The sequence below is a fragment of the Mesorhizobium sp. CA7 genome (assembly GCF_020165015.1).
Classification (GTDB): Bacteria; Pseudomonadota; Alphaproteobacteria; order Rhizobiales; family Rhizobiaceae; genus Mesorhizobium.
The window spans coordinates 563,705-582,827 of record NZ_JAIUHH010000002.1 but is presented as its reverse complement, the minus strand read 5'-3'; the positions used below and the strand labels follow the sequence as shown (position 1 = coordinate 582,827).

Genomic DNA, 19,123 nt, shown 5'->3' with positions numbered 1-19,123 from the left:
AAGACGATCCCTCCCCTCTTTGAACGCCCTCGACACTTCCTCAAGCTTTCCGCTGAACCAGCCGTTCTGAGCCGAATCCGACTCAAGCATTCCATGGGTAAACGGCGGCTCTGCGCCAAGAAGTGGGCTTGGCGATCGCGCGGCCACCCCAGCGAATGGTCAGTGGTAGTAGATGCCGCCGTCGACGTTGAGCGCCTGGCCGGTGACGAAGGCCGAGAGATCCGAGGCGAAGAACAGCACCGGTCCGACGATGTCTTCCGGCGCGCCGAGGCGCTTCAGCGCGGCGACATCCTCCCAATGGCGGATCGCGGCTTCGCTGCCCAGATTGTTCTTGCCCATCTCGGTCAGGATGATGCCGGGGCAGATCGCATTGACGGTGACGCCGTCCATGCCGACCTCCTGCGCCAGCACGCGGGTGAGCGTGATCACCACCGCCTTGGTTGCGGCGTAGTGGCCCTGCGTCGGCACGCCCTGCCGGCCGGCGATAGAGGCGATGTTGATCACCCGGCCGGACTTCCTGGCGCGCATATGCGGCAGCACCGCCTGGCACATCATCAGCACGCCCTTGGCGTTGACGTCGAAATGCGCGTCCCAGTTGGCTTCGTCGAGGTCCTGCAGCAGGCTGGGCTTGAGAATGCCGGCATTGTTGACCAGCACATCGATGCTGCCGGCAGCCTCGAGCAACGCCTGCGCCGTCGCTTCGACGTCCTTCTTGTTGCTGACATCCATCGTGTAGACATAGGCCTTGCGGCCGGCAGCCTCGATCTCGCCTCTGGTCGCGTCGAGCCCGGCCGCCTGCGAGGGCAGGTCGGTGATGGCGACGTCGAAGCCCGCTTCGGCTAGCCCCTTCGCGAGCGCCCTACCGATGCCGCGGCTGGCGCCGGTGACGAGAGCCGTCTTGCCCTTGGCCTCAGGAAGAATGGTCATGCTGCTTCCACCTTTGATGTCTTGACTGGGAGCGAATTCATCGCCGCGATCGTGTCGTCGAACGAAACGAGTTTGCCGTCGGAGCCCAGCCCCATCGCCACCTTGGCGGCGACCGCGCTGGCAAAGCGCGCGGACTGCTTCAGGTCCCAGCCCTTGACGATGCCGACGATGATGCCGGCCGTGAAGGAATCGCCGCAGCCCGTGGTGTCGAAGACCTCGACCTCGAAGGCGGGCAGATGGAAATCCTCGCCATGTTCGGGCGAGACATAGACGCCGCCGGCACCGAGCGTCAGGATGCAATTCTTCACGCCTCTCGCCCTGAAGAAAGCGGCGACGCGGGCCGGATCGCGGTCGTGCGCCATCTCGCCGGCTTCGTCGATGCTGGGCACGAAATAGTCGATGTAAGGAAGGCACGGCTCGACCAGCTTCCAGGTCTCCGGCGTCGCCTGGATCAGATCGAAAGTAGTGACGCGGCCGAGTTCCTTGGCGCGCTTCAAAAGCCTGACGGTCGGCTCGCCGTCGAAGCGCTTGAGCAGGCCGGTGCCGCCGACATGGACGACGGCGGCGTCGAGCGCCGCGTCGAGATCGGCCTCAACAACGTCGAACAAGGTGGCGGTACCCGGCACATGCAATGCGGGCCGCTCGCCGTTCGGCCGCACCGGCAGGATGGTGGACGAGGTCTGGACGCTGCCGTCGCGGCGGACAAGGCTCGTCTCCAGACCGTATTTCTTCAGCTTGGCGAGGAACCAATCGCCCATATCGTCGGTGCCGATGGTAGTGACGGCGCGGGTCTTCAGGCCGAGGATGGCGCAGTCCATGCCGGTCGCGCCCGCCGTGCCGGCGACGGTCATGCGGATCTCCTCGATATAGTCGGCCCGGCCGCCTTCGGGGATGCGCGAGACCGGCCGCCCGAGAATGTCGAGGACATAGAAGCCGATCGAGCTGACGTCGAATTGTGGCATGGTTGACTTAACCTTTCGAACTCAATGGGCGGCGCGGCGCAGGCCGAAGCTCGCGGCCAGCACCAGGAAGACCAGCACGCCGATGCCGACCTGCTGCCAGTAGAAATTCCAGCCGACGAGCAGCAGCCCGTTCTTGACGATGGCGAGCAAAAGCACGCCGAGCAGTGTGCCGATGACCGAGGGCTTGCGCTCGCGGCTCAGCGTCGTGCCGATGAAGGTGGCGCCGATCGCGTCGAGCAGGAAGGCGTTGCCGGAGAGCGGCACGTAGGACTTCACGGTCGCCGAGAGCAGGATGCCGGTGACGCCGGCAAGCAGCGCGCACAGAACATGCACCATCGACAATTCGCGCGGCACGCGGATGCCGGAATACCAGGCCACGCCCGGCTGCGCGCCCATGGCCTGGACGTAGCGGCCGAACACCGAACGATGCAGCAGGACATGGACCGCGATGACGAGGACGATCAGCACGAGGACCGGGGTCGGTATCCCGAACAAAGCGGTGCGGGCGATGGCGTTGAACTGGTCTGCGGCATAGCCGCTGGTGAGATAGATCGGCTGGCCGCCGCTGGTGGCGAGCTGCTGCGTGCTCTGGCCGATGAAGAGCACGCCGAGCGTCGCCAGGAAGGGGCTGATGTTCAGCCTGGTGATGAGGATTGCGTTGAGGATGCCGACGATCAGAGCGGCGCCGAGCCCGCCGGCGACGCCGACCACGCCGCTGTAGCCGGCGGCCAGAAGCATGACGAAAATCATGCTTGCCATGTCGACGGAGACGCCGACTGAGAGATCGATACCGCCCGACGAGATGACGATGGTGAGGCCGAGCGCGACGATCGCCAGCATGACGACGTTATTGACCAGCACATTGAAGAGGTTGGCCGGCGTCAGGAAGGTCGGGCTCGCCACCGAAAAGAAGACGAGGATGGCCGCGAAGGCGACGAGCACGCTGTACTTGGCGAGAAAGCCGCGCACACTCACCTTGGCCGAGTTGTCGTTGGCCGAGACGCTCATCGCGAACCCTCCGAACCGCGAGCAAAAGATGTGATCGCCACCACCAGCAGGATCAGCGCGCCCTGCACGCCGTTGACCCAGTAGCTGGAGACGTTGAGCAGCTGGAAGCCGTTGGCGAGGAGGCCGATGAACAGCACGCTGAGCAGCGTGCCGGCCATGGTCGGCACGAAGCGGCGCGAAAAGACGGTGCCGAGCAATGCCGCCGCCAGTACCGACAGAAGCAACTCGCCGGAACCGGGCGTGCTGGCCGACAGGCGCGAGACGGTGAGGATCGCCGCCACCGCCGCGCAGAGGCCGCTGAGAACATAGGTGAAGGAGACATAGAAGGGCACGCTGATGCCGGCTGCGCGCGCCGCCTCGGGATGGCCGCCGACTGCGTAGAGCCTGAGCCCGAAAGACGTGCCGTGGACGACCACGATCATGATCGCGGAGAAGACGATCAGCGCCCAGGCAAGCGCGGAGATGCCGAGGAAGCTGCCCGAAACCAGCACGCCGAGCAGCGGGGAGGATGCGCCGACCACCGTGTTCTGGGTGAGCGTGAGTTCCATGCCGGCTGCGACGTTGAGCACGGCAAGCGTTGCGAGCAACGGCAGGATGCCGAGGCCGACCACGGCAAGGGCGTTCAACGCGCCGACCGCCATGCCGACGGCGATGGCCGCTAGCACGGAAAGGAAATCGCCATAGCCCATCGACAAGAGCGTCGCGTAGACGGCGGCGCAGAGTCCCATATTGGCGGCGATCGACAGATCTATGCCGCCTTCAGTGACATCGGAACCGCCGCCGATGATGACGGCCGTCATGCCATAGGCGAGCACACCCAGAATCGCCGACTGCTCGACGACGTTGATCAGGTTGAAGGTCGAGGTGAAGCCCGGCGCGAAGATGACGAAATAGGCCATGATCGCGGCGAAGGCGGCGATCGCGCCGAGCCGCACGACGAGCGCGCCAAAGCGCCGGCCGGCGCTCTTTGCGGCGGTCTGCTTCTCGTCGGAAACGCCGACTTCGGTGTGGAGAACAGTCGCGCTCATGCGGCCACCCCATCGGTGTTCGAGCGCGCGCCGGACGAAGCTGCCAGCAGCGCGTCGCTGTTCATCGCGGGGCCGGAGAAACTGCCGGCAAGCCTGCCGCGATAGACAACCAGCACGCGGTCGCAGACGCCGACCAGCTCCAGCAGGTCGGAGGACAGAAGCAGGATCGCCGCGCCGTCGCTCGCCAGGCGGTTCAACAGATTGTAGATCTCGACCTTGGCGCCGACATCGACGGCAACCGTCGGTTCGTCCAGCACATAGACGCGCGACTGGCAGCTCAGCCATTTGGCGATCGCCACCTTCTGCTGGTTGCCGCCGGAGAGCTCGCGCACCAGCGCGTCGCGATGCGGCGTCTTGATCGACAGCTCCTTAATCAGGCCGTCCACCGCCTGGTTCTCGGCGCCACGGCTGACCATGCCGCTGCGCGAATAGCGGCGCAGGCTGGCCAAGGAGATGTTCTCGCGCACGGACAGGCCAAGTGCCACGCCATGGGCGCGGCGGTCTTCCGGCAGCATGGCGATGCCGTCGCGCACCGCCTTGACCGGCGTCGACAGCGACAGCTCCCTGCCCTCGACCTTGACCTGGCCGCCATCGGCGGTCTTGAGGCCGAACAGGCACTGCACGATTTCCTTGGCGCCGGAGCCGAGCAGGCCGGTCAGGCCGACGATCTCGCCGGCGCGGACGTTGAAGCCGATGTTCTCGAAGCTGCCGCCAAGCCGCAGGTTGGAAATTTCCAGCACCGGTGCGCCAAGCTCGACCGAGCGCTTCGGAAACATCTCGCCGACATCGCGAGCGATCATCATCGAGATGATCTCGTCGATCGGCGTCTGGCGCGGATCGACTGTGCCGACATCGGTGCCGTTGCGCATCACGGTGACGCGGTCGCAGAGCTTTTCGATCTCCTGCATGTAGTGGGAAATGAAGACCACTGCGATGCCGTCGTCGCGCAGCCGGCGTAGCACGTCGAACAGGCTGTCGACCTCGCGCTTGACCAGCGCCGCCGTCGGCTCGTCGAGCACCAGCACCGACGCCTTCTGCGCCAGCGCCCGGGTGATCTGCACCACCTTCTGCTGCGCCGTGGTGAGGTCCTTGACGAGGGTTCCGGCCGGCAGTTCCATGCCGAAGAAGCGCTTCAACAGATCAGCGGCGCGGCGCTCCATGGCACGGCGGCTGACGAATGGACCGAGGCCGATTTCGTGGCCGAGGAAGACCGCTTCGCCGACGGTCGCGGTCGGCACTAGGAGCCTGTCCTGGTGGATGAAGTGCACGCCGAGCTTTTCGACCGAAGCAGGCGTCAGCGCGCTGACGGTTTCGCCATTGATGACGATCGAGCCGCTGTCCGACTTGATGATGCCGGCCAGCACCTTGATGATGGTCGACTTGCCGGCGCCGTTCTGGCCGACAAGACCGAGGATCGAGCCGCGCGCGATCTCGAGATTCGCGTTTTCCAAGGCGCGCACCGGACCAAACCGCTTCGATATGCCCGTCATCGATACAGCAATGTCACGCTTTGCTGTCTGCATGGCCGTCAATCCTGGTTAGATGGGACGGGCAGCCGCATAGGCGCGGCCGCCCGTCGTTTCGTTCCGTCCTATTTAACGCCAGCCTTCTCGGCGGCGTCGAGGAACGGCTTTCCTTTTTCGGCGGCATTTTCCTTGTTGATCAGCACCGAAGGAACGAAAGTGAAGGGCGGCACTTTCTCGCCGGCCAGATATTTCGCTGCATTATCGACCGAGGTCTTGCCGATCTCGTAGGGCTGCTGCGCCGCGACGGCGCCGGCCGACGACTTCGGATCCATCACCATCTTGATGACTTCCGGGCTGCCGTCGATGCCGTAGGTCTTGACCTCGTTGCGGCCGGCGGCCTCGACCGCCTGCGTGGCACCGATCTGCGGCACGTCCCAGCACGCCCAAACCGCGCCGATCGAGCCCTTCTCGGGCGACTTGGTCAGCATGTCGGTGACATTGGAATAGGCGCTCTGCACCGTGTTCGGGATGACGTCGCGCAATTCCGGCTCGACGATCTTCACATCCGGGAACGAGGTCAGCACATATTTCAGCTGGTCGTAGCGGATCTTGCAGACTGGCACGCTGTAGAAGCCGTTGAAGACCAGCACATTGCCCTTGCCGCCCATGTCGGCGACCATCTGCAGCGCGATCTCGGCGCCGATATTGTAGTTGTTCGACGTGGTGTTGTTGATGGCGTGCGGCGTCGCGGTGTCGACCGTGAACAGCGGAATGCCGGCGTCGCGGATCTTCTGTAACCAGGGGTTCAGCACTTCGAGGTTGCCGAGCTGCTCGATGATGGCGTCGGGCTTCTGGGCGATCAGCGTCTGCAGCTGCGCGATCTGCTGCTGGTCCTTGCGGCCGGCATCGAGCGCGATGACTTCACCGCCGAGTTCCTTGACGCGGTCCTGGATGCCGCGGAACGCCATCAGGTCCCAATAGTGGTCCGTGCCGATGGCGGAGACACCGATGCGCTTGCCCTTGAGCGACAGCTCCTCGGCACTCGCGCCGGAGACGGCGGCAACGCTGCAAGCCACCGCTAACCCAAAAGCGAGCGCCTTGACGAGGCCTTTCATGGATCTGGTCATTTTCATTCCTCCCTTGTTGATCGCTCCGGGCCTTCCCGGAGGATATGCGAACCGTGAAATTGCTGCCCCTCAAGCAGCGGCGTCATTGTCGCGCAGGCCGTAGCTCGCCATGCGCTTGATGACGTTTTCGATCTCCTCGTCGGACAGGATCGGCGGCTCGCCGATCTGCAGGGCGCCGTGATACTGGCGCGCCAGCGTCTCGACCTCGACCGCCAGCCACATCGCCTGGGCGAGGCTCGATCCGACGGCGATCATGCCGTGCTGGGCAAGCAGGCAGGCCTTGCGGTCGCGCAGCGCCTCCACCGCATGCGCTGAAAGCTCCGCCGTGCCGAAGGTGGCGTAGGGGGCGCAGCGTATGTCGCTGCCGCCGGCGACCGCGACCATGTAATGGATCGCCGGTATCTTCCGGCCCATGATGGCGATGGTCGTGCAGTAGGTCGGATGCGCGTGAACGACGGCGTTGACCTCGGGCCTGGCCTTCATGATGTCGAGATGGAAGCGCCATTCGCTGGACGGCGGCAGGCGTCCGTCGACCTCGCCGTCCCAGCCCATGAGGACGATGTCTTCCGGCTGCAGCGTGTCATAAGGCGTGCTGGTCGGCGAGATCAGCATGCCCTCGCCATGGCGCCGGCTGATGTTGCCTGACGTGCCCTGGTTGATGCCCAGCGCGTTCATCTCGATGCAGGCATCTATGATGGCCCGGCGCGCCTCGAGGTCCGAAACGATCATGCGGTATTCCAATCCTTGCGAGGCCAATTACCAGGCCGTGTAGCCGCCATCGATCGACAGGATCGCGCCCGTCACGTAGCTCGACGCCGGCGACGCCAGGAACAGGATCGCCGAGGCGATCTCCTGCGGCGTGCCCAGCCGGCCCATCGGCGTCATGTCGATCCAGGTGTTGAAGAGTTCGGGACGCTCGCGCATCTTCAGCGTCATCTCGGTGCCGACATAGCCCGGCGCCAGCGCGTTGACGCGCACGCCTGACTTTGCCCATTCGACCGCGAGCGCCTTGGTCATCATATGCACGGCGCCCTTGCTCACCATGTAGGATGGCGCCGTCTGCGGACGGTTGATGATCAGGCCCGACATCGAGCCCAGATTGACGATCGAGCCCTTCTTGCGGGCGACCATCGAGCGGCCGAAGGCGCACGAGGCCCAGTAGACGCCGTTGACGTTGACATCCATCACCAGGCGCCATTCCTCGTCCGGCGTGTCGAGCGCGGTGTTGAGGCGCGCGATGCCGGCGCTGTTGACCAGGACATCGACCTTGCCGAAGTCCGCGACGATCTGAGCGGCCATCGCCTCCACGGCTTGCGTATCCGTGACGTCGAGCACGCGGCCATCGACGCTCGCGACGCCAACCGCCTTGAGCACCTCGGCAGCAGCTTTCAGCCCGTCCGCATTCATGTCGAGAAGCACGATACGCGCGCCGCAAGTCCCCAGCGCCCTGGCGGCCTCGAGACCGATCCCGCTGGCGCCGCCGGTGACGACGGCGACCTCGCCTGTCAGGTCGAATTGCGACCGGTAATCCATGCACGTCCTCCATCAGGACGAACTTGAGCGCAGGCAAAACACTGCCCTCGCCGCCGAAGCAGCGCCGCAAGCCAGCCGATCCTGATAATGCCTCCGGGGTCAGGCTCCCGACCCCATGACAGGGACGTTACAGAAGCTTTTTCCAACCGTCAATCTGGTTATAACCAGAAAACAGATTCTTTTTTGGTGACTGGCAAGTCAGGTGCGATCGACGCCGTTCACCGTTGTTGACGGCTGCTCGACCGCCATATGGATGCGGGCGACGGAGGAATTATAAAAGGCCTCGTAATATTCGAGCGCGGCACCGTCCGCGTCATAGGCGATTGACTCGATCTCGATCAGCGGCGTGTTGGCGGCGACGCCCATTTCGTCGGCCTCTTCCTTGGTGGGGAGCGCGGCGCGCAGCCAGCGGTCGGCGCGCTTCACCGTCAGGCCGAACACGGCGCGGATAGTGCCGAAGATGGACTGGTTTTCCGACAGGATGTTCTCCAGACCCGGCACCCGGTGCCCCGGCAGGCTGATGCGCGTCATGGTGATCGGCGTGCCGTCGGTCATATAGACGCGGCTGATGCGGACCACGCTGCCATTGGCGGGAATGCCGAAGACCTTCGACTCCTTGTCGCTCGGCGGGCAGCGGTAGATCTCCAGCGTGCGGGTCGAGACCTTGTGGCCCTTGGCGGTCAAATCGTCGAAGACACCGAGATTGGCGGTCATGAAGTCGACATGCTCGCGGGGTGCCGCGACGAACATGCCCTTGCGCGGCATCTTGATGATGCGGCCTTCGTTGGACAGCGAGCCGATCGCGGCGCGCACCACAGGGCGCGAGACGCCGAAGAAATCGCAAAGCGCCTGTTCCGAGGGAATGCGTGAATTGGCGGCAAGCAGGCCGGTGTTGATCGCTTCCTCGACCTGGTTGCGCAACTGCACCCAGAGCGGTGCGGCCTCGTCGCGGTTGAGCTGCACTTTCGAGCCGATCGAGCGGAAGGCCTCGGCCGCCTCGGCGTCTTCCTGATCGTAACGAGGACGCCCGCGCGTTCTGGTAGCTTGTTCCATCCGATCCTGCCGCAATTCATTTGCCGCGACTCAGATAAGCGGCAGCGCCTCGCTAGCGGAGGCCGCCGGCCATTTTCACGCTCTCCGGCAAGTTTCGCAACCATAGCATGGCGGCCGCCCCCAGAAGCGGTCCGGGAACCAGGAGCAGGAAGGCCCAGCGCCAACCCCCGATGAATTCGGCGAAGCGCGGCGTCAGCCAGATGGCGAGCACCGTCAGCGCGAAGCCCGCGCCCATTTGCACCGACAGAGCGGTTCCGACGAAGCGGCGGTCGGCGAGCTCGGTGACGGCGGTGGAGAACTGCGCCGAATCGCCGATGACCGAGACGCCCCAGACGAGGGCCACCAGCATGAACAGCCAGAGCGGGCCGGTGAACAGAAAGCCCATCAGCAGCGCGCAGCTTCCCGAGACGATCATCATGCCGGCGGTGGTGGCGGTGCGGCCGACGCGGTCCGACAGATAGCCTCCGAGCAAACACCCCAGAATGCCGGACGCGACGACGAGGAAGGTCGAGAGCGAGGCAGCGGCCGCCGTTCCGATCGCCTGTGCTTCGAAGGCGGCGCGCGTGTAGACGAGCAGCCACGCCCACATGGCGTACAGCTCCCACATATGGCCGAGATAGCCGAGATTGACTAACAGCAGCGGCTTTTCGCGAAAGACCTGGCCGATGCGCGAGGGCTCGAAGATAGCCTTGCCGAAGGGATAGGGTCCTTCCTTCGCGAACAGCAGGAAGAGCAGCGCGCCCGCCGCAGTGGCCAAGCTTGCCCCGGCAACCACCGGACGCCAGTCGAGCGCGGTCGAGACAGCGCGGAAAAGATGCGGCAGCGCCGATCCGACAGTCAGCGCGCCGATGACGGCGCCGAGCGCCAGTCCCCTGTCGCGCGCGAACCAGGTGGCGACCAGCTTCAGCGCCGGCGGATAGACGCCTGCGAGCGCAACACCGGTGGCGACGCGCGCGGCGATCATGCCGCCAGGCCCGGGATGGAAGAGCAGCGTCGCGTTGGCCAAAGCGGCGACGAGCGCCGCCGCCGCCATCAGATGACTCAGCCGTACGAGGTCGGGAAGATTGACCAGACTCGCCGCCAGCGCGCCTAGAACGAAGCCAACCTGGACGCCATTGGTCAGCCAGGCCTCGGCGCCCGCGCGCAACGCCAGCTCCTGCCTCAGTTCAGGAAGGATCGCGGTCGCCGAGAACCAGGTGGTCAGCGACAGGACGACTGCGAGGCAAAGCAGCGACAGCACGCGCCAGCGCTCGCTGTCGGCCGCCGTGCCAAGCCCGCCGGCCGTGCTCATGCGCCTTGCAGCGGTACGGTGAAGACCGTGGCTGTGCCGGTGAGGCAAAGCTCGCCCTGGCCGTTGCGCACGCTGGTCTCGATCTTGCAGATAGGCTTATCGGACCGCACTTCCTTGACCTCCACGCGTCCGGTGATCTCCTCGTCAACGCCGACCGCCTTGACGAACTTCCAGGCCACTTCGAGGAACACGGTTCCGGGGCCAGGCAGATCCTCCGCGACCAGCGCGTTTAGGATACCGGAGGTGACGCCGCCCTGGACAATCAGCTTGCCGAACACCGACTTCTCGGCCAGCGTTCGGTCGTAATGCAGCGGGTTACGATCGCCGGTGATGTCGGTGAAGGCCTCGATGTCGCTCATCCTTGTGCGGCGCGTGCGCTCGGCGAAGGCCCCGACCTGCGGGCGACCCTTCACGACACCCACCCAACCGTCTTTCGTCTCGGTGCTCATTGCGGCTTCTCCTCTGCTCCGGGTTCGACTGGTTTGAAGGCCGGCAGGACGCGACCGCCGATGGCTGTCGGCGCAAGCCGAAGCATGTCCCCGATCTGTAGCGGCCGTGTGCCGGCCAGGATGAAACTCAGCATCGTCGGGCCTTCGACCAATTCGATAAGGCCGACCACATAAGGTGCCACAGGCAGCCAGCCGGCATGGCCGGGCTTGTGCACCTCCGAAAAGGACTTGAGCCGCCCTCTGCCCGATGCGTCTTTCCAGACCAGACGCTTGCTCCAGCAGTGCGGGCAGATCGGGCGCGGATAGAAGACGGCCTTGCCGCACTCCTCGCAGTGCTGGATTTTCAGACGGCCTTCGGCGGCGGCATCCCAGAATGGCTTGGTCAGCGCGGTGATCGTCGGGCCAGGGGTTTTCAGCGTGTCGAGATCGACGGACATCAGGCGGCTCCCAGCACGAGCGCTGTCGCTTCGCTCATCGTCGCGCCATTGCCGGTGACCAGCGCGAGCCGGGCCTTGCCGATCTGGCGTTCGCCCGCCTCGCCGCGCAATTGGCGCACCGCCTCGACGACATGAGTCATACCGCCGGCAAGGTCCGGCTGGCCGAAGCCGAGCTGGCCGCCATGCGTGTTGAGCGGCTTGTCGCCCTTGTGGGAAAGGTCGTGGTCGTGGAGCCATGCGCCGAACTGGCCCGGCGCGCAAAGGCCGGCATCCTCGATCGTGGCCGCGACCATGATCATATAGCAATCATAGAGCGACAGAAGGTCCATCTCATCGGCCCGCGTGCCGGACTGTTGGAAGGCCCGCGCCATGGCGCTCTTCAACGGACCGGAGGTAAGACTCGGCGCCTGGCTGACCGCGCGGTGCGTGACTTTCTCGCCGGCGCCGAGCAGATGGACAGGCGGCTTTCGCAACGACCGCGCGCGTTCGACCGAGGTGACGACGACCGCTTCGCCGCCGGCGACCGGCATGACGATTTCGAGGAGGTGCAGCGGCGAAGCGATTATCGGCGAGGCCAGCACCGCCTCCACATCGGCCGGCTTGCCGAAGAAGATGGCGTCGGGATTGAGCTGCGCATTGGCGCGCGCGGCCGCGGCGATCAGGGCGAAGTCCCGCGCGGTCGAGCCGTATGCGGCCATATGCGCCTGCATCAGCAGCGCATAGGAGATGTTGGCGCCCGAGGCGCCGAAAGGCACGTCGAACTCGCGGATCGGATTGCGGTTGGGAGAACGAGGCGGCGTCTCCTCGCGGTTGTTGGCGAGCACGCACAGCACCGTCTCGCACATGCCTGCCTCGATCGCGGCGGCCGCGCGCCAGACCATGCCGGCGCCGGATGCGCCGCCGAGGTCCACGACATTGGCCATGGTCGGCGCGAGACCCAGATATTCGGCAATCGTCGCCGGCACATGCTGCGGCGTCTCGCCGACCTGGGGACCGACCAGCAGCCCGTCAATTGCCGCCGGATCGAGCCCGGCGTCGAGCACCGCCAGGCGCGAGACCTCGGCGATCATCTCCAGCGTCGTCACGCCGCTGGTCAGGCGCTGCGGCTTCAACTCGCCGATGCCGACGATCGCTCCCTTCGGCCGGCTCATGCCGCCTTGCTCCGGTCGAGCGTGCGGTATTCCTCTAGGCATGCCGGATTGGCGAGCGAAGCCATGTTCTTGACCGGCTTGCCCTCGAGCGTGGTGCGGGCGGCGCCCTCGACGCGTTTTCCGTTCAGCGTATAGGGCACGGCCTGCACCGCATGGATCCGATGCGGCACATGGCGCGGCGAGGCCCCTTCGCGAATCGCGCCGCGGATTTGCGCGGCAAGCTCTGGGGTCAACGCATAGCCATCATTGAGCTTGACGCAGAGCACGATCTCCTCGTCGCCTTCGGCCGGCGCGCCAAAGACCAGGCAATCCTCGATCTCGGCAAAGTTTTCGCAGGCGGCATAGATTTCCGCCGTGCCGATGCGCACGCCGCCGGGCTTCAGCGTCGTGTCCGAGCGGCCGTGGATGACGCCGGAGCCGTAAGCGGTCATCTCAGCCACGTCGCCATGCGTCCAGATCTCGTGGCGCGTGGCGAAATAGGTGGCGTGATAACGCTCGTCGCCGTCCTTGCCCCAGAAGGTCAGCGGCATCGACGGGAAGGGCTCGGTGCAGACGAGATCGCCCTGGCGGCCGATCACCGGCGCGTTGCGCTCGTCCATGACGGCCACGGCGAGGCCAAGGCCTTTCACCGTCAGCTCGCCGCGCCGCACAGGATGGATCGGCGATCCCAGCAGGAAGCAGCCGATGATCTCGGTGCCGCCGGAAATGGAGGCAAAGATCATGTCGCGCTTCACATGCTCGTAGACCCAGTCGAATTGCCCGGGCGAGACGGGCGCGCCGGCCGACAGCAGCGAGCGCAGCGGCGAAAGGTCGTGCAGGCGCCCGGGCGCGTAATTTTCGGCGGCAAGCGTCGCCAGATATTTCGGGCTGGTGCCGAAATGCGTGACGCGGGCACGCTCGGCCATCGTCCATAGCGGACTGGGGTCGAGGCCATCGGCCGATTTCAGGATCGGCGCGCCGTCATAGAGAACCACTGTCGCACCGCAGGGAAGGCCGGAGATCAGCCAGTGATACATCATCCAGGCGGTGTTGGTGTACCAACTCATGACGTCGCCGGGGCGAACATCGCCGTGCAGCAGGTGCTCCTTCAGATGCTGGAGCAGCACGCCGCCGGCCCGATGGACGATCGCCTTCGGTGCGCCTGTCGTGCCGGAGGTGTAAAGCACATAGGCAGGATGGTCGAACGGCACGCGTTCGAAGGTGAGTGGCCTTTCGCCGCCGAATTTGTCAAACGCAACGCTAGCCGCCGCGCAATCCGGCTTGGCGGCCGCTTCGCCGGTCAGCACCAGCATCGTCACTGTCGGCATCGCGGCGACGATCTCGCCCAGCCTGCCGGAAATGTCGTGCTCCTTGCCCGCATAGCGGTAGCGGAGCGCGGCGAACAGCGCCTTGACGCCGATCTGGCCGAGGCGGTCGACGATCGCGGTGGCGCCGAAATCCGGCGAACAGGACGACCAGACGGCGCCGATGGAGAGCGTCGCCAAAAGCGCCACGAGCCCTTCGACCCTATTGGGCAAGATACCGCCGACACAATCGCCCTTGCCGATACCGGCCGCGCGCAGGCCGTCGGCCGTTCGAGCTACAAGCCGGCGCAATTCAGCGAGCGTGATCGCCTGGAAATGGCCGCCCTCGTCGGCCTCGATCACCGCGACCCTCTCGCCGTCGCCACGCAACAGGTTTTCCGCAAGATTAAGCTTTGCTTCCGGCAGGAAGCGGCTCCCGGTCATCGGCGCATTGTCGTCGCGCAGGAAGGAGATCGCGCCTGGATCGCCGACGACCTCGGCGAAATCCCACACCGCCCGCCAGAAGGCCCCGGGATCGCCGATCGACCAGCGATGCAGCGTATCGTAGTCGCGCGGGTCGAAGCCGTTGGCGGTCGAAAAGCGCGCAAGGTTGGATGATTGGAACGCGGCCGGCGCCGGCGTCCAAAGCACGGATGACATGGATTTCCTCCCGCAACGCAGGCCGGGCTCGATGCCGCGACCTTGCCTGCCGATGCATTTCATGATTATTGGTTATAACCAGAATGTCAAGCGGCGATCCCGCCTGTGTGGGTCGCGCGTGCGGAGGATCGGAAATGGATGCGGTTTATGTCGTTGCCGCCAAGCGCACGCCCATCGGCAAGCTGAACGGCGCGTTCGCCAGCCTGTCCGCGGCGGAGCTGGGCGGGCAGCTTATCCAGGCAATGCTTGCCGATACTCAGCTCGCGCCCGATGCCGTCAGCGAGGTGATCATGGGCCAGGTGCTGACCGGCGGCGCCGGGCAGAACCCGGCGCGGCAGGCCGCGCTCAAGGCTGGCCTTCCGGTCAGTATCCCCGCCATGACCGTCAACAAAGTGTGCGGCGCCGGCCAGAAGTCGATCCATCTCGCCGCCCAGGCCATTCGCTGCGGCGACGCCGATTGCGTGATCGCCGGCGGACAGGACTCGATGACCTCGGCACCGCACTTCATTTCCGATATGCGCGGCGGCATCCGCATGGGCGACCGTACCCTCAAGGATTCGATGATCACCGACGGGCTGTGGGATGCCTTCCATCAGGTGCATATGGGCGTAACGGCCGAGGCGCTGGCGCAGCGTTACCAGATCACCCGCGAGGAACAGGACAGGTTCGCGCTGCGCTCACAGGAGAAGGCGGACGCCGCCATCCAGACTGGCCGGTTCGACGAAGAGATCGTCCCGATCTCGATAAGGACAAGGCAGGGCGATCTCGTCATCGACCGTGACGAACATCCCAATCCCTCCACCACCATGGAAGTCCTCGGCCGGCTGAGGCCGGTCTTCGATGCGGCTGGCACGATCACGGCCGGCAACTCGTCAGGTCTCAACGACGGGGCGGCGGCGGTGCTGGTGATGTCGGAGGCGCGGATGAAGAAACTCGGCCTGACGCCCCTAGCCCGCATCGCCTCCTACGCTTCAGCCGGGGTCGAGCCTATGGACATGGGCCTCGGACCGGTGGCGGCCTCGCGCCGCGCGCTCGACAAGGCCGGATGGCACGCGTCCGATCTCGACGTGATGGAGGTCAACGAAGCGTTCGCCGCGCAAGCCATCGCGGTCAACCGCGAGATGGGCTGGAACGAGGACATCATCAACATGAGCGGCGGCGCCATCGCGCTTGGCCATCCGCTGGCCGGCTCCGGCTGCCGCATCGTGGTGACGCTGCTCCACGAAATGATCCGCCGCGACGCGCGGAAGGGCCTCGCCTCGCTCTGCATCGGCGGCGGCCAGGGCGTGGCGATCTGCCTGGAGCGGTGAGCCTGAAACTCTGAGCAGTTAGTTGCCTGAGGAATTGGGCAATCGGGCTTGGCCAGCATCTGGCGAACGACAGCTTTGGGTCAACGAAAGAGCTCAAGACTACGGCCGACATTAGGCGCGAAGCAGACGTTCAAGACTTTGTCAGCAGGAGGTCACTTCGGTCAACTTGCGCCATGCGCTTGACAAAGTCGGACTGCCTTAATGGCGACCGGCAGCAGTCCAGCTGCGTCGAGTTGGGACCTGCGAGTAATATTCGGGAACCAAACCAATCCACAGAAATATTTTGTTGGTATTTTTTGTTGGTTAGCACTGCTTTTGCGCGAGTCTTAACCATTTGAAACGACAGCCAGATTTCTCTGACTTGGATTCCGCCTCTGGCACCATCCCCTCTTCTCCCGATAGTCCCTCTCGCCGAAGCTTCTACGCTCAGTCGAAGAAACCCGCATCCTCTTCCCTGAGATATTTCCTGGCCGCCTCGGCATCGATATCGAGCCCCAGCCCCGGCGCTTCGAGCAGGTCCACCATGCTGTCCTTCACGATCTGCGACGGCAGGCCGATGACGATGTCTTCCCACCAGGGATCGGAGGCGCTCGGATATTCGAAGGCGATGTAGTTGGCGGGCAAGGTGGCGCAGACATTGATCAGCGCGCCAAGACCGAGCAGGCCGTTGGCGGTGCCGTGCGGCGCCATCAGGATGGAATGCATGTAGGCGTGCTCGGCCACCCATTTGAGCTCGGCGATGCCGCCTATATCGGCCGGGTCGGGGCCGATGACGCGCACCGCTTGCGTCTCGATCAGCTCCTTGAAATTATGCCGCAGGTAGATCTGCTCGCCGGTATGGATCGGCGTCGAGGTGGACGTGGTCAGCTCGCGATAGGCCTGCGGATTGACCCACGGCACATAATCGCCGGTCAGCATGTCCTCCAGCCACATCAAATTGTTCTTCTCGACCGCGCGGGCGAATCTGATCGCGTCCGGCAACATCCAGCCCGGGCCGCAGTCGAGCGCCAGGCTCACCTTGTCGCCCAGCACTTCCTTCATCGCGATCACGCAGTCGAGCATATGGTTGAAGCCGCGCTCGCTGATCACGCCCTGATCCATGGCGCCGTGATAGCCGGCCTTCTTCTGCGTCACGCCGTAATGGAAGCCCTCGATGGTGTCCTTCATGTTGGAGTGGAACGAGATGCCCTGCTTGATCATGAAGAAGTTCTGCGGCTGCTCCATCATCCATTTGACGTCGGCGGCGTAGTCCTCCGGCCGGTCGCCGGTGCGCTTGCGGCGGATCGAGCCGTTGTAGACGCGCACCTTGTCGCGCACCTTGCCGCCAAGCAGCTTATAGACCGGAACGCCGGCGGCCTTGCCGGCAATGTCCCACAACGCATGCTCAATGGCGCTCACCGCCGCGCCATAGGGCTTGAAGGAGCCGCGCTGGCGGATCTTCAGCATCACCCGCTCGACATCGGTCGGGTCCTCGCCGATCAGCGCTTCGCGGAAATGCAGCACAAAGGGCTTGAGGTAGGTCTTGGTGAACTCGACTTCGCCAAGGCCGTAGAGGCCTTCGTCCGTCACGATGCGCACGATGGGGTGCTGACCGATGACGGCGCAACGCAGGTCGGTGATCTTCATGGCGAAGTCCTAGTTCACAGACGAGAAAGCTGTCGGCGTGAGCAGCTGGCTGCTGATATTGGCAATGATCTGCCCGTCGCGCTCAGACTCGTCCCGGGCCCTGTGCCATGCCGGATCGGTGACGAAAGCCGCCCATTTCGCCTCACGCTCGGCCAGCGATTCCCAGGCGAGGAAATAGGTGAGGCGATTGCTGTTTTCGCCGATCGCCGTGGTGAAAAACCCGGCCTGGCGGATGCCATGCCTCTCCCAGATGGCCAGCGTTTGGTCGGAAAAGCGCTTGAGCAAAGCCGGCAGCCTGCCCGGCAGGCAGTCATAGATACGCAGTTCGTAGATCATGGTTTCGTCAGTTTCCTTCTTCACCTCTCCCTTGGGAGAAGTCGACGCGAATGGTCGGTCGTTGGTCCTGTGAACCTGGGGGAATGAGGGCGGGCGGTCTGGCTAGCTCCAGGTCCGGTCCCAGCTATATTCATTGTCCCAATGCTCGGTGGATTGCCATATCCCCGTGACACCGGGCTGCAGATGCTGCGCGATCACTTCGTCGACGACGTCGTCGATCCCCAGGCCCGGTCTGTCCGGAACAGTGATGAAGCCGTCCTTCACCAGCGGTTTGGGCAGGCCGGTGACGATATCGTCCCACCAGTCGACATCGGCGGAATGATATTCGAGCGCCATGAAGTTTTCGGTCGCAGTCGCGACATGCGCCGCGGCCATCGCGGCGATCGGGCTTTCGGCCATGTGGATCGCCATGGCGACGCCGTGGTCCTGCGCCATGTCGCCGATCTTCTTGGTCTCGAGGATACCGCCACTGGTGAGCAGGTCCGGATGGACGACGGAAAGGCCGCCGCTTCTCAGCAGAGGGTCGAAGGCCTCCTTGAGGTAGATGTCCTCGCCGGTGCAGATCGGCACCGAGGTCGCTTGCTGCAGCTGCCGGTATTGCTCGGTGTACTGCCAGGGAATGACGTCCTCGAGCCAGGCCGGGACGTACTTCTCGATGCGGCGCGACAGGCGGATGCCGTCCTGCAGAGAGATGTGGCCGACATGGTCGATGGCCAAAGGGATCTCGTAGCCGATGACCTCGCGAACCTCGTGGATGTACCGCTCGAGAAGGTCGATGCCCTTCTCGGTGAAATGCAGACCGGTGAACGGGTGCCGCACGTTCTGCACGTCATAGGCGAGATTGCGGGCCTTGCGCTCCTCGATCGTGCCGCCGCGGCCGCGCGGATTGGCGTGAAACCCTTCGAGCGCGCCGGCGGGCGATGTCACAGCACCCGGAATGTGGGCGATCTGCATCAAGCCGAGATCCATCTTGAGGAAGGTGAACCCGCGATCCATGCGTGCCTTGAGGCGCTTGCCGGTTTCGGTGCCGCTCGGCTTCTCCGCGTCGGTATCGCAATAGACGCGCACGTGATCGCGGAACTTGCCGCCCAGCATCTGGTAGATCGGCACGCCATAGGCCTTGCCGGCGAGATCCCAGAGCGCGATCTCGACCGCCGACACGCCGCCACCCTGCCGCCCGTGCCCGCCGAACTGCTTGATGCGGCGGAATAGCCGGTCGACATCGCAGGGATTCTCGCCGAGCAGCCGGCTCTTCAGCATCAGCGCATAAGTGGCGCTGGCGCCGTCGCGCACCTCGCCAAGCCCGACGATGCCCTGGTTGGTGTAGATCTTGAGCAGCGCCGAGGTGAACGGCGCGCCGACGATCTCGGCCACCCGCATGTCGGTGATGCGAAGCTCGGACGGTCTGGAATTGGTGTTGACCCGATTGAGAGCCTCGTCGGCTGCATCCGTCTTCGGCATGACTTATCCTCGTTC

At 64.7% G+C, this 19,123-nt stretch carries 18 protein-coding genes; 1 reads left to right on the top strand and 17 read right to left on the bottom strand.

Going from position 1 to position 19,123, the window contains the following annotated elements; translation table 11 throughout:
* Positions 1-159: 159 nt before the first annotated feature.
* From LB552_RS07410 to LB552_RS07345, 14 genes are all read right to left on the bottom strand, one after another.
* Positions 160-927 (bottom strand): SDR family NAD(P)-dependent oxidoreductase, encoded by a 768-nt coding sequence (locus LB552_RS07410; RefSeq protein WP_224603332.1) that lies wholly within the window; start codon positions 925-927, stop codon positions 160-162.
* Complete coding sequence (locus LB552_RS07405) at positions 924-1,889, bottom strand: carbohydrate kinase family protein (RefSeq protein ID WP_224603330.1); 966 nt, start codon at positions 1,887-1,889, stop codon at positions 924-926. The genes LB552_RS07410 and LB552_RS07405 overlap by 4 nt, the downstream gene beginning before the upstream one ends.
* Before the next feature lie 21 nt (positions 1,890-1,910).
* Complete coding sequence (locus LB552_RS07400; protein ID WP_224603329.1) at positions 1,911-2,897, bottom strand: ABC transporter permease; 987 nt, start codon at positions 2,895-2,897, stop codon at positions 1,911-1,913.
* On the bottom strand, positions 2,894-3,925 hold the full coding sequence (locus LB552_RS07395; protein ID WP_224603328.1) for an ABC transporter permease: 1,032 nt from the start codon (positions 3,923-3,925) through the stop codon (positions 2,894-2,896). The genes LB552_RS07400 and LB552_RS07395 overlap by 4 nt, the downstream gene beginning before the upstream one ends.
* Positions 3,922-5,448 carry a sugar ABC transporter ATP-binding protein gene (locus LB552_RS07390; protein ID WP_224603327.1) on the bottom strand — a complete coding sequence of 509 codons (1,527 nt, stop codon included), beginning with the start codon at positions 5,446-5,448 and terminating at the stop codon, positions 3,922-3,924. The genes LB552_RS07395 and LB552_RS07390 overlap by 4 nt, the downstream gene beginning before the upstream one ends.
* Positions 5,449-5,516: 68 nt before the next feature.
* Positions 5,517-6,518, bottom strand: coding sequence for a sugar ABC transporter substrate-binding protein (locus LB552_RS07385; protein WP_224603325.1), 1,002 nt, complete (start codon positions 6,516-6,518; stop codon positions 5,517-5,519).
* 69 nt (positions 6,519-6,587) lie between these two features.
* On the bottom strand, positions 6,588-7,247 hold the full coding sequence (locus tag LB552_RS07380) for an L-fuculose-phosphate aldolase (RefSeq protein ID WP_224603323.1): 660 nt from the start codon (positions 7,245-7,247) through the stop codon (positions 6,588-6,590).
* Positions 7,248-7,274: 27 nt separating this feature from the next.
* Positions 7,275-8,051: an SDR family NAD(P)-dependent oxidoreductase gene (locus LB552_RS07375; protein ID WP_224603322.1), complete on the bottom strand. Its 777-nt coding sequence runs from the start codon at positions 8,049-8,051 to the stop codon at positions 7,275-7,277.
* 198 nt (positions 8,052-8,249) lie between these two features.
* The gene (locus tag LB552_RS07370; RefSeq protein ID WP_224603321.1) at positions 8,250-9,104 is read right to left on the bottom strand and encodes a GntR family transcriptional regulator; all 855 of its coding nucleotides are present in this window, start codon (positions 9,102-9,104) and stop codon (positions 8,250-8,252) included.
* 52 nt (positions 9,105-9,156) lie between these two features.
* Positions 9,157-10,395: an MFS transporter gene (locus tag LB552_RS07365; protein ID WP_224603320.1), complete on the bottom strand. Its 1,239-nt coding sequence runs from the start codon at positions 10,393-10,395 to the stop codon at positions 9,157-9,159.
* On the bottom strand, positions 10,392-10,844 hold the full coding sequence (locus LB552_RS07360; protein WP_140844161.1) for a MaoC family dehydratase: 453 nt from the start codon (positions 10,842-10,844) through the stop codon (positions 10,392-10,394). The genes LB552_RS07365 and LB552_RS07360 overlap by 4 nt, the downstream gene beginning before the upstream one ends.
* Positions 10,841-11,281: a Zn-ribbon domain-containing OB-fold protein gene (locus LB552_RS07355; RefSeq protein ID WP_224603319.1), complete on the bottom strand. Its 441-nt coding sequence runs from the start codon at positions 11,279-11,281 to the stop codon at positions 10,841-10,843. The genes LB552_RS07360 and LB552_RS07355 overlap by 4 nt, the downstream gene beginning before the upstream one ends.
* Positions 11,281-12,432, bottom strand: a complete 1,152-nt coding sequence (locus tag LB552_RS07350) for a thiolase family protein (RefSeq protein WP_224603315.1) — start codon at positions 12,430-12,432, stop codon at positions 11,281-11,283. Before LB552_RS07350 ends, LB552_RS07355 begins: the two co-directional genes overlap by 1 nt.
* Entirely contained in the window at positions 12,429-14,375 is a 1,947-nt protein-coding gene (locus tag LB552_RS07345) for an acetoacetate--CoA ligase (RefSeq protein WP_224603311.1), read from the bottom strand. The genes LB552_RS07350 and LB552_RS07345 overlap by 4 nt, the downstream gene beginning before the upstream one ends.
* 134 nt (positions 14,376-14,509) lie before the next feature.
* On the opposite strand from LB552_RS07345, the gene LB552_RS07340 reads away from it, so the two are divergent.
* Complete coding sequence (locus LB552_RS07340) at positions 14,510-15,685, top strand: acetyl-CoA C-acetyltransferase (protein ID WP_224603310.1); 1,176 nt, start codon at positions 14,510-14,512, stop codon at positions 15,683-15,685.
* A gap of 426 nt (positions 15,686-16,111) precedes the next feature.
* Here the strand turns inward: LB552_RS07340 and LB552_RS07335 are convergent, their stop codons facing one another.
* The 3 genes from LB552_RS07335 to LB552_RS07325 all read right to left on the bottom strand — a co-directional run bounded on the left by LB552_RS07335 (position 16,112) and on the right by LB552_RS07325 (position 19,108).
* Entirely contained in the window at positions 16,112-17,311 is a 1,200-nt protein-coding gene (locus LB552_RS07335; RefSeq protein WP_224603302.1) for a mandelate racemase/muconate lactonizing enzyme family protein, read from the bottom strand.
* Positions 17,312-17,320: 9 nt separating this feature from the next.
* Complete coding sequence (locus LB552_RS07330; RefSeq protein WP_095766173.1) at positions 17,321-17,647, bottom strand: NIPSNAP family protein; 327 nt, start codon at positions 17,645-17,647, stop codon at positions 17,321-17,323.
* A gap of 102 nt (positions 17,648-17,749) precedes the next feature.
* Positions 17,750-19,108: a mandelate racemase/muconate lactonizing enzyme family protein gene (locus LB552_RS07325; RefSeq protein ID WP_224603300.1), complete on the bottom strand. Its 1,359-nt coding sequence runs from the start codon at positions 19,106-19,108 to the stop codon at positions 17,750-17,752.
* Positions 19,109-19,123 lie beyond the last annotated feature (15 nt).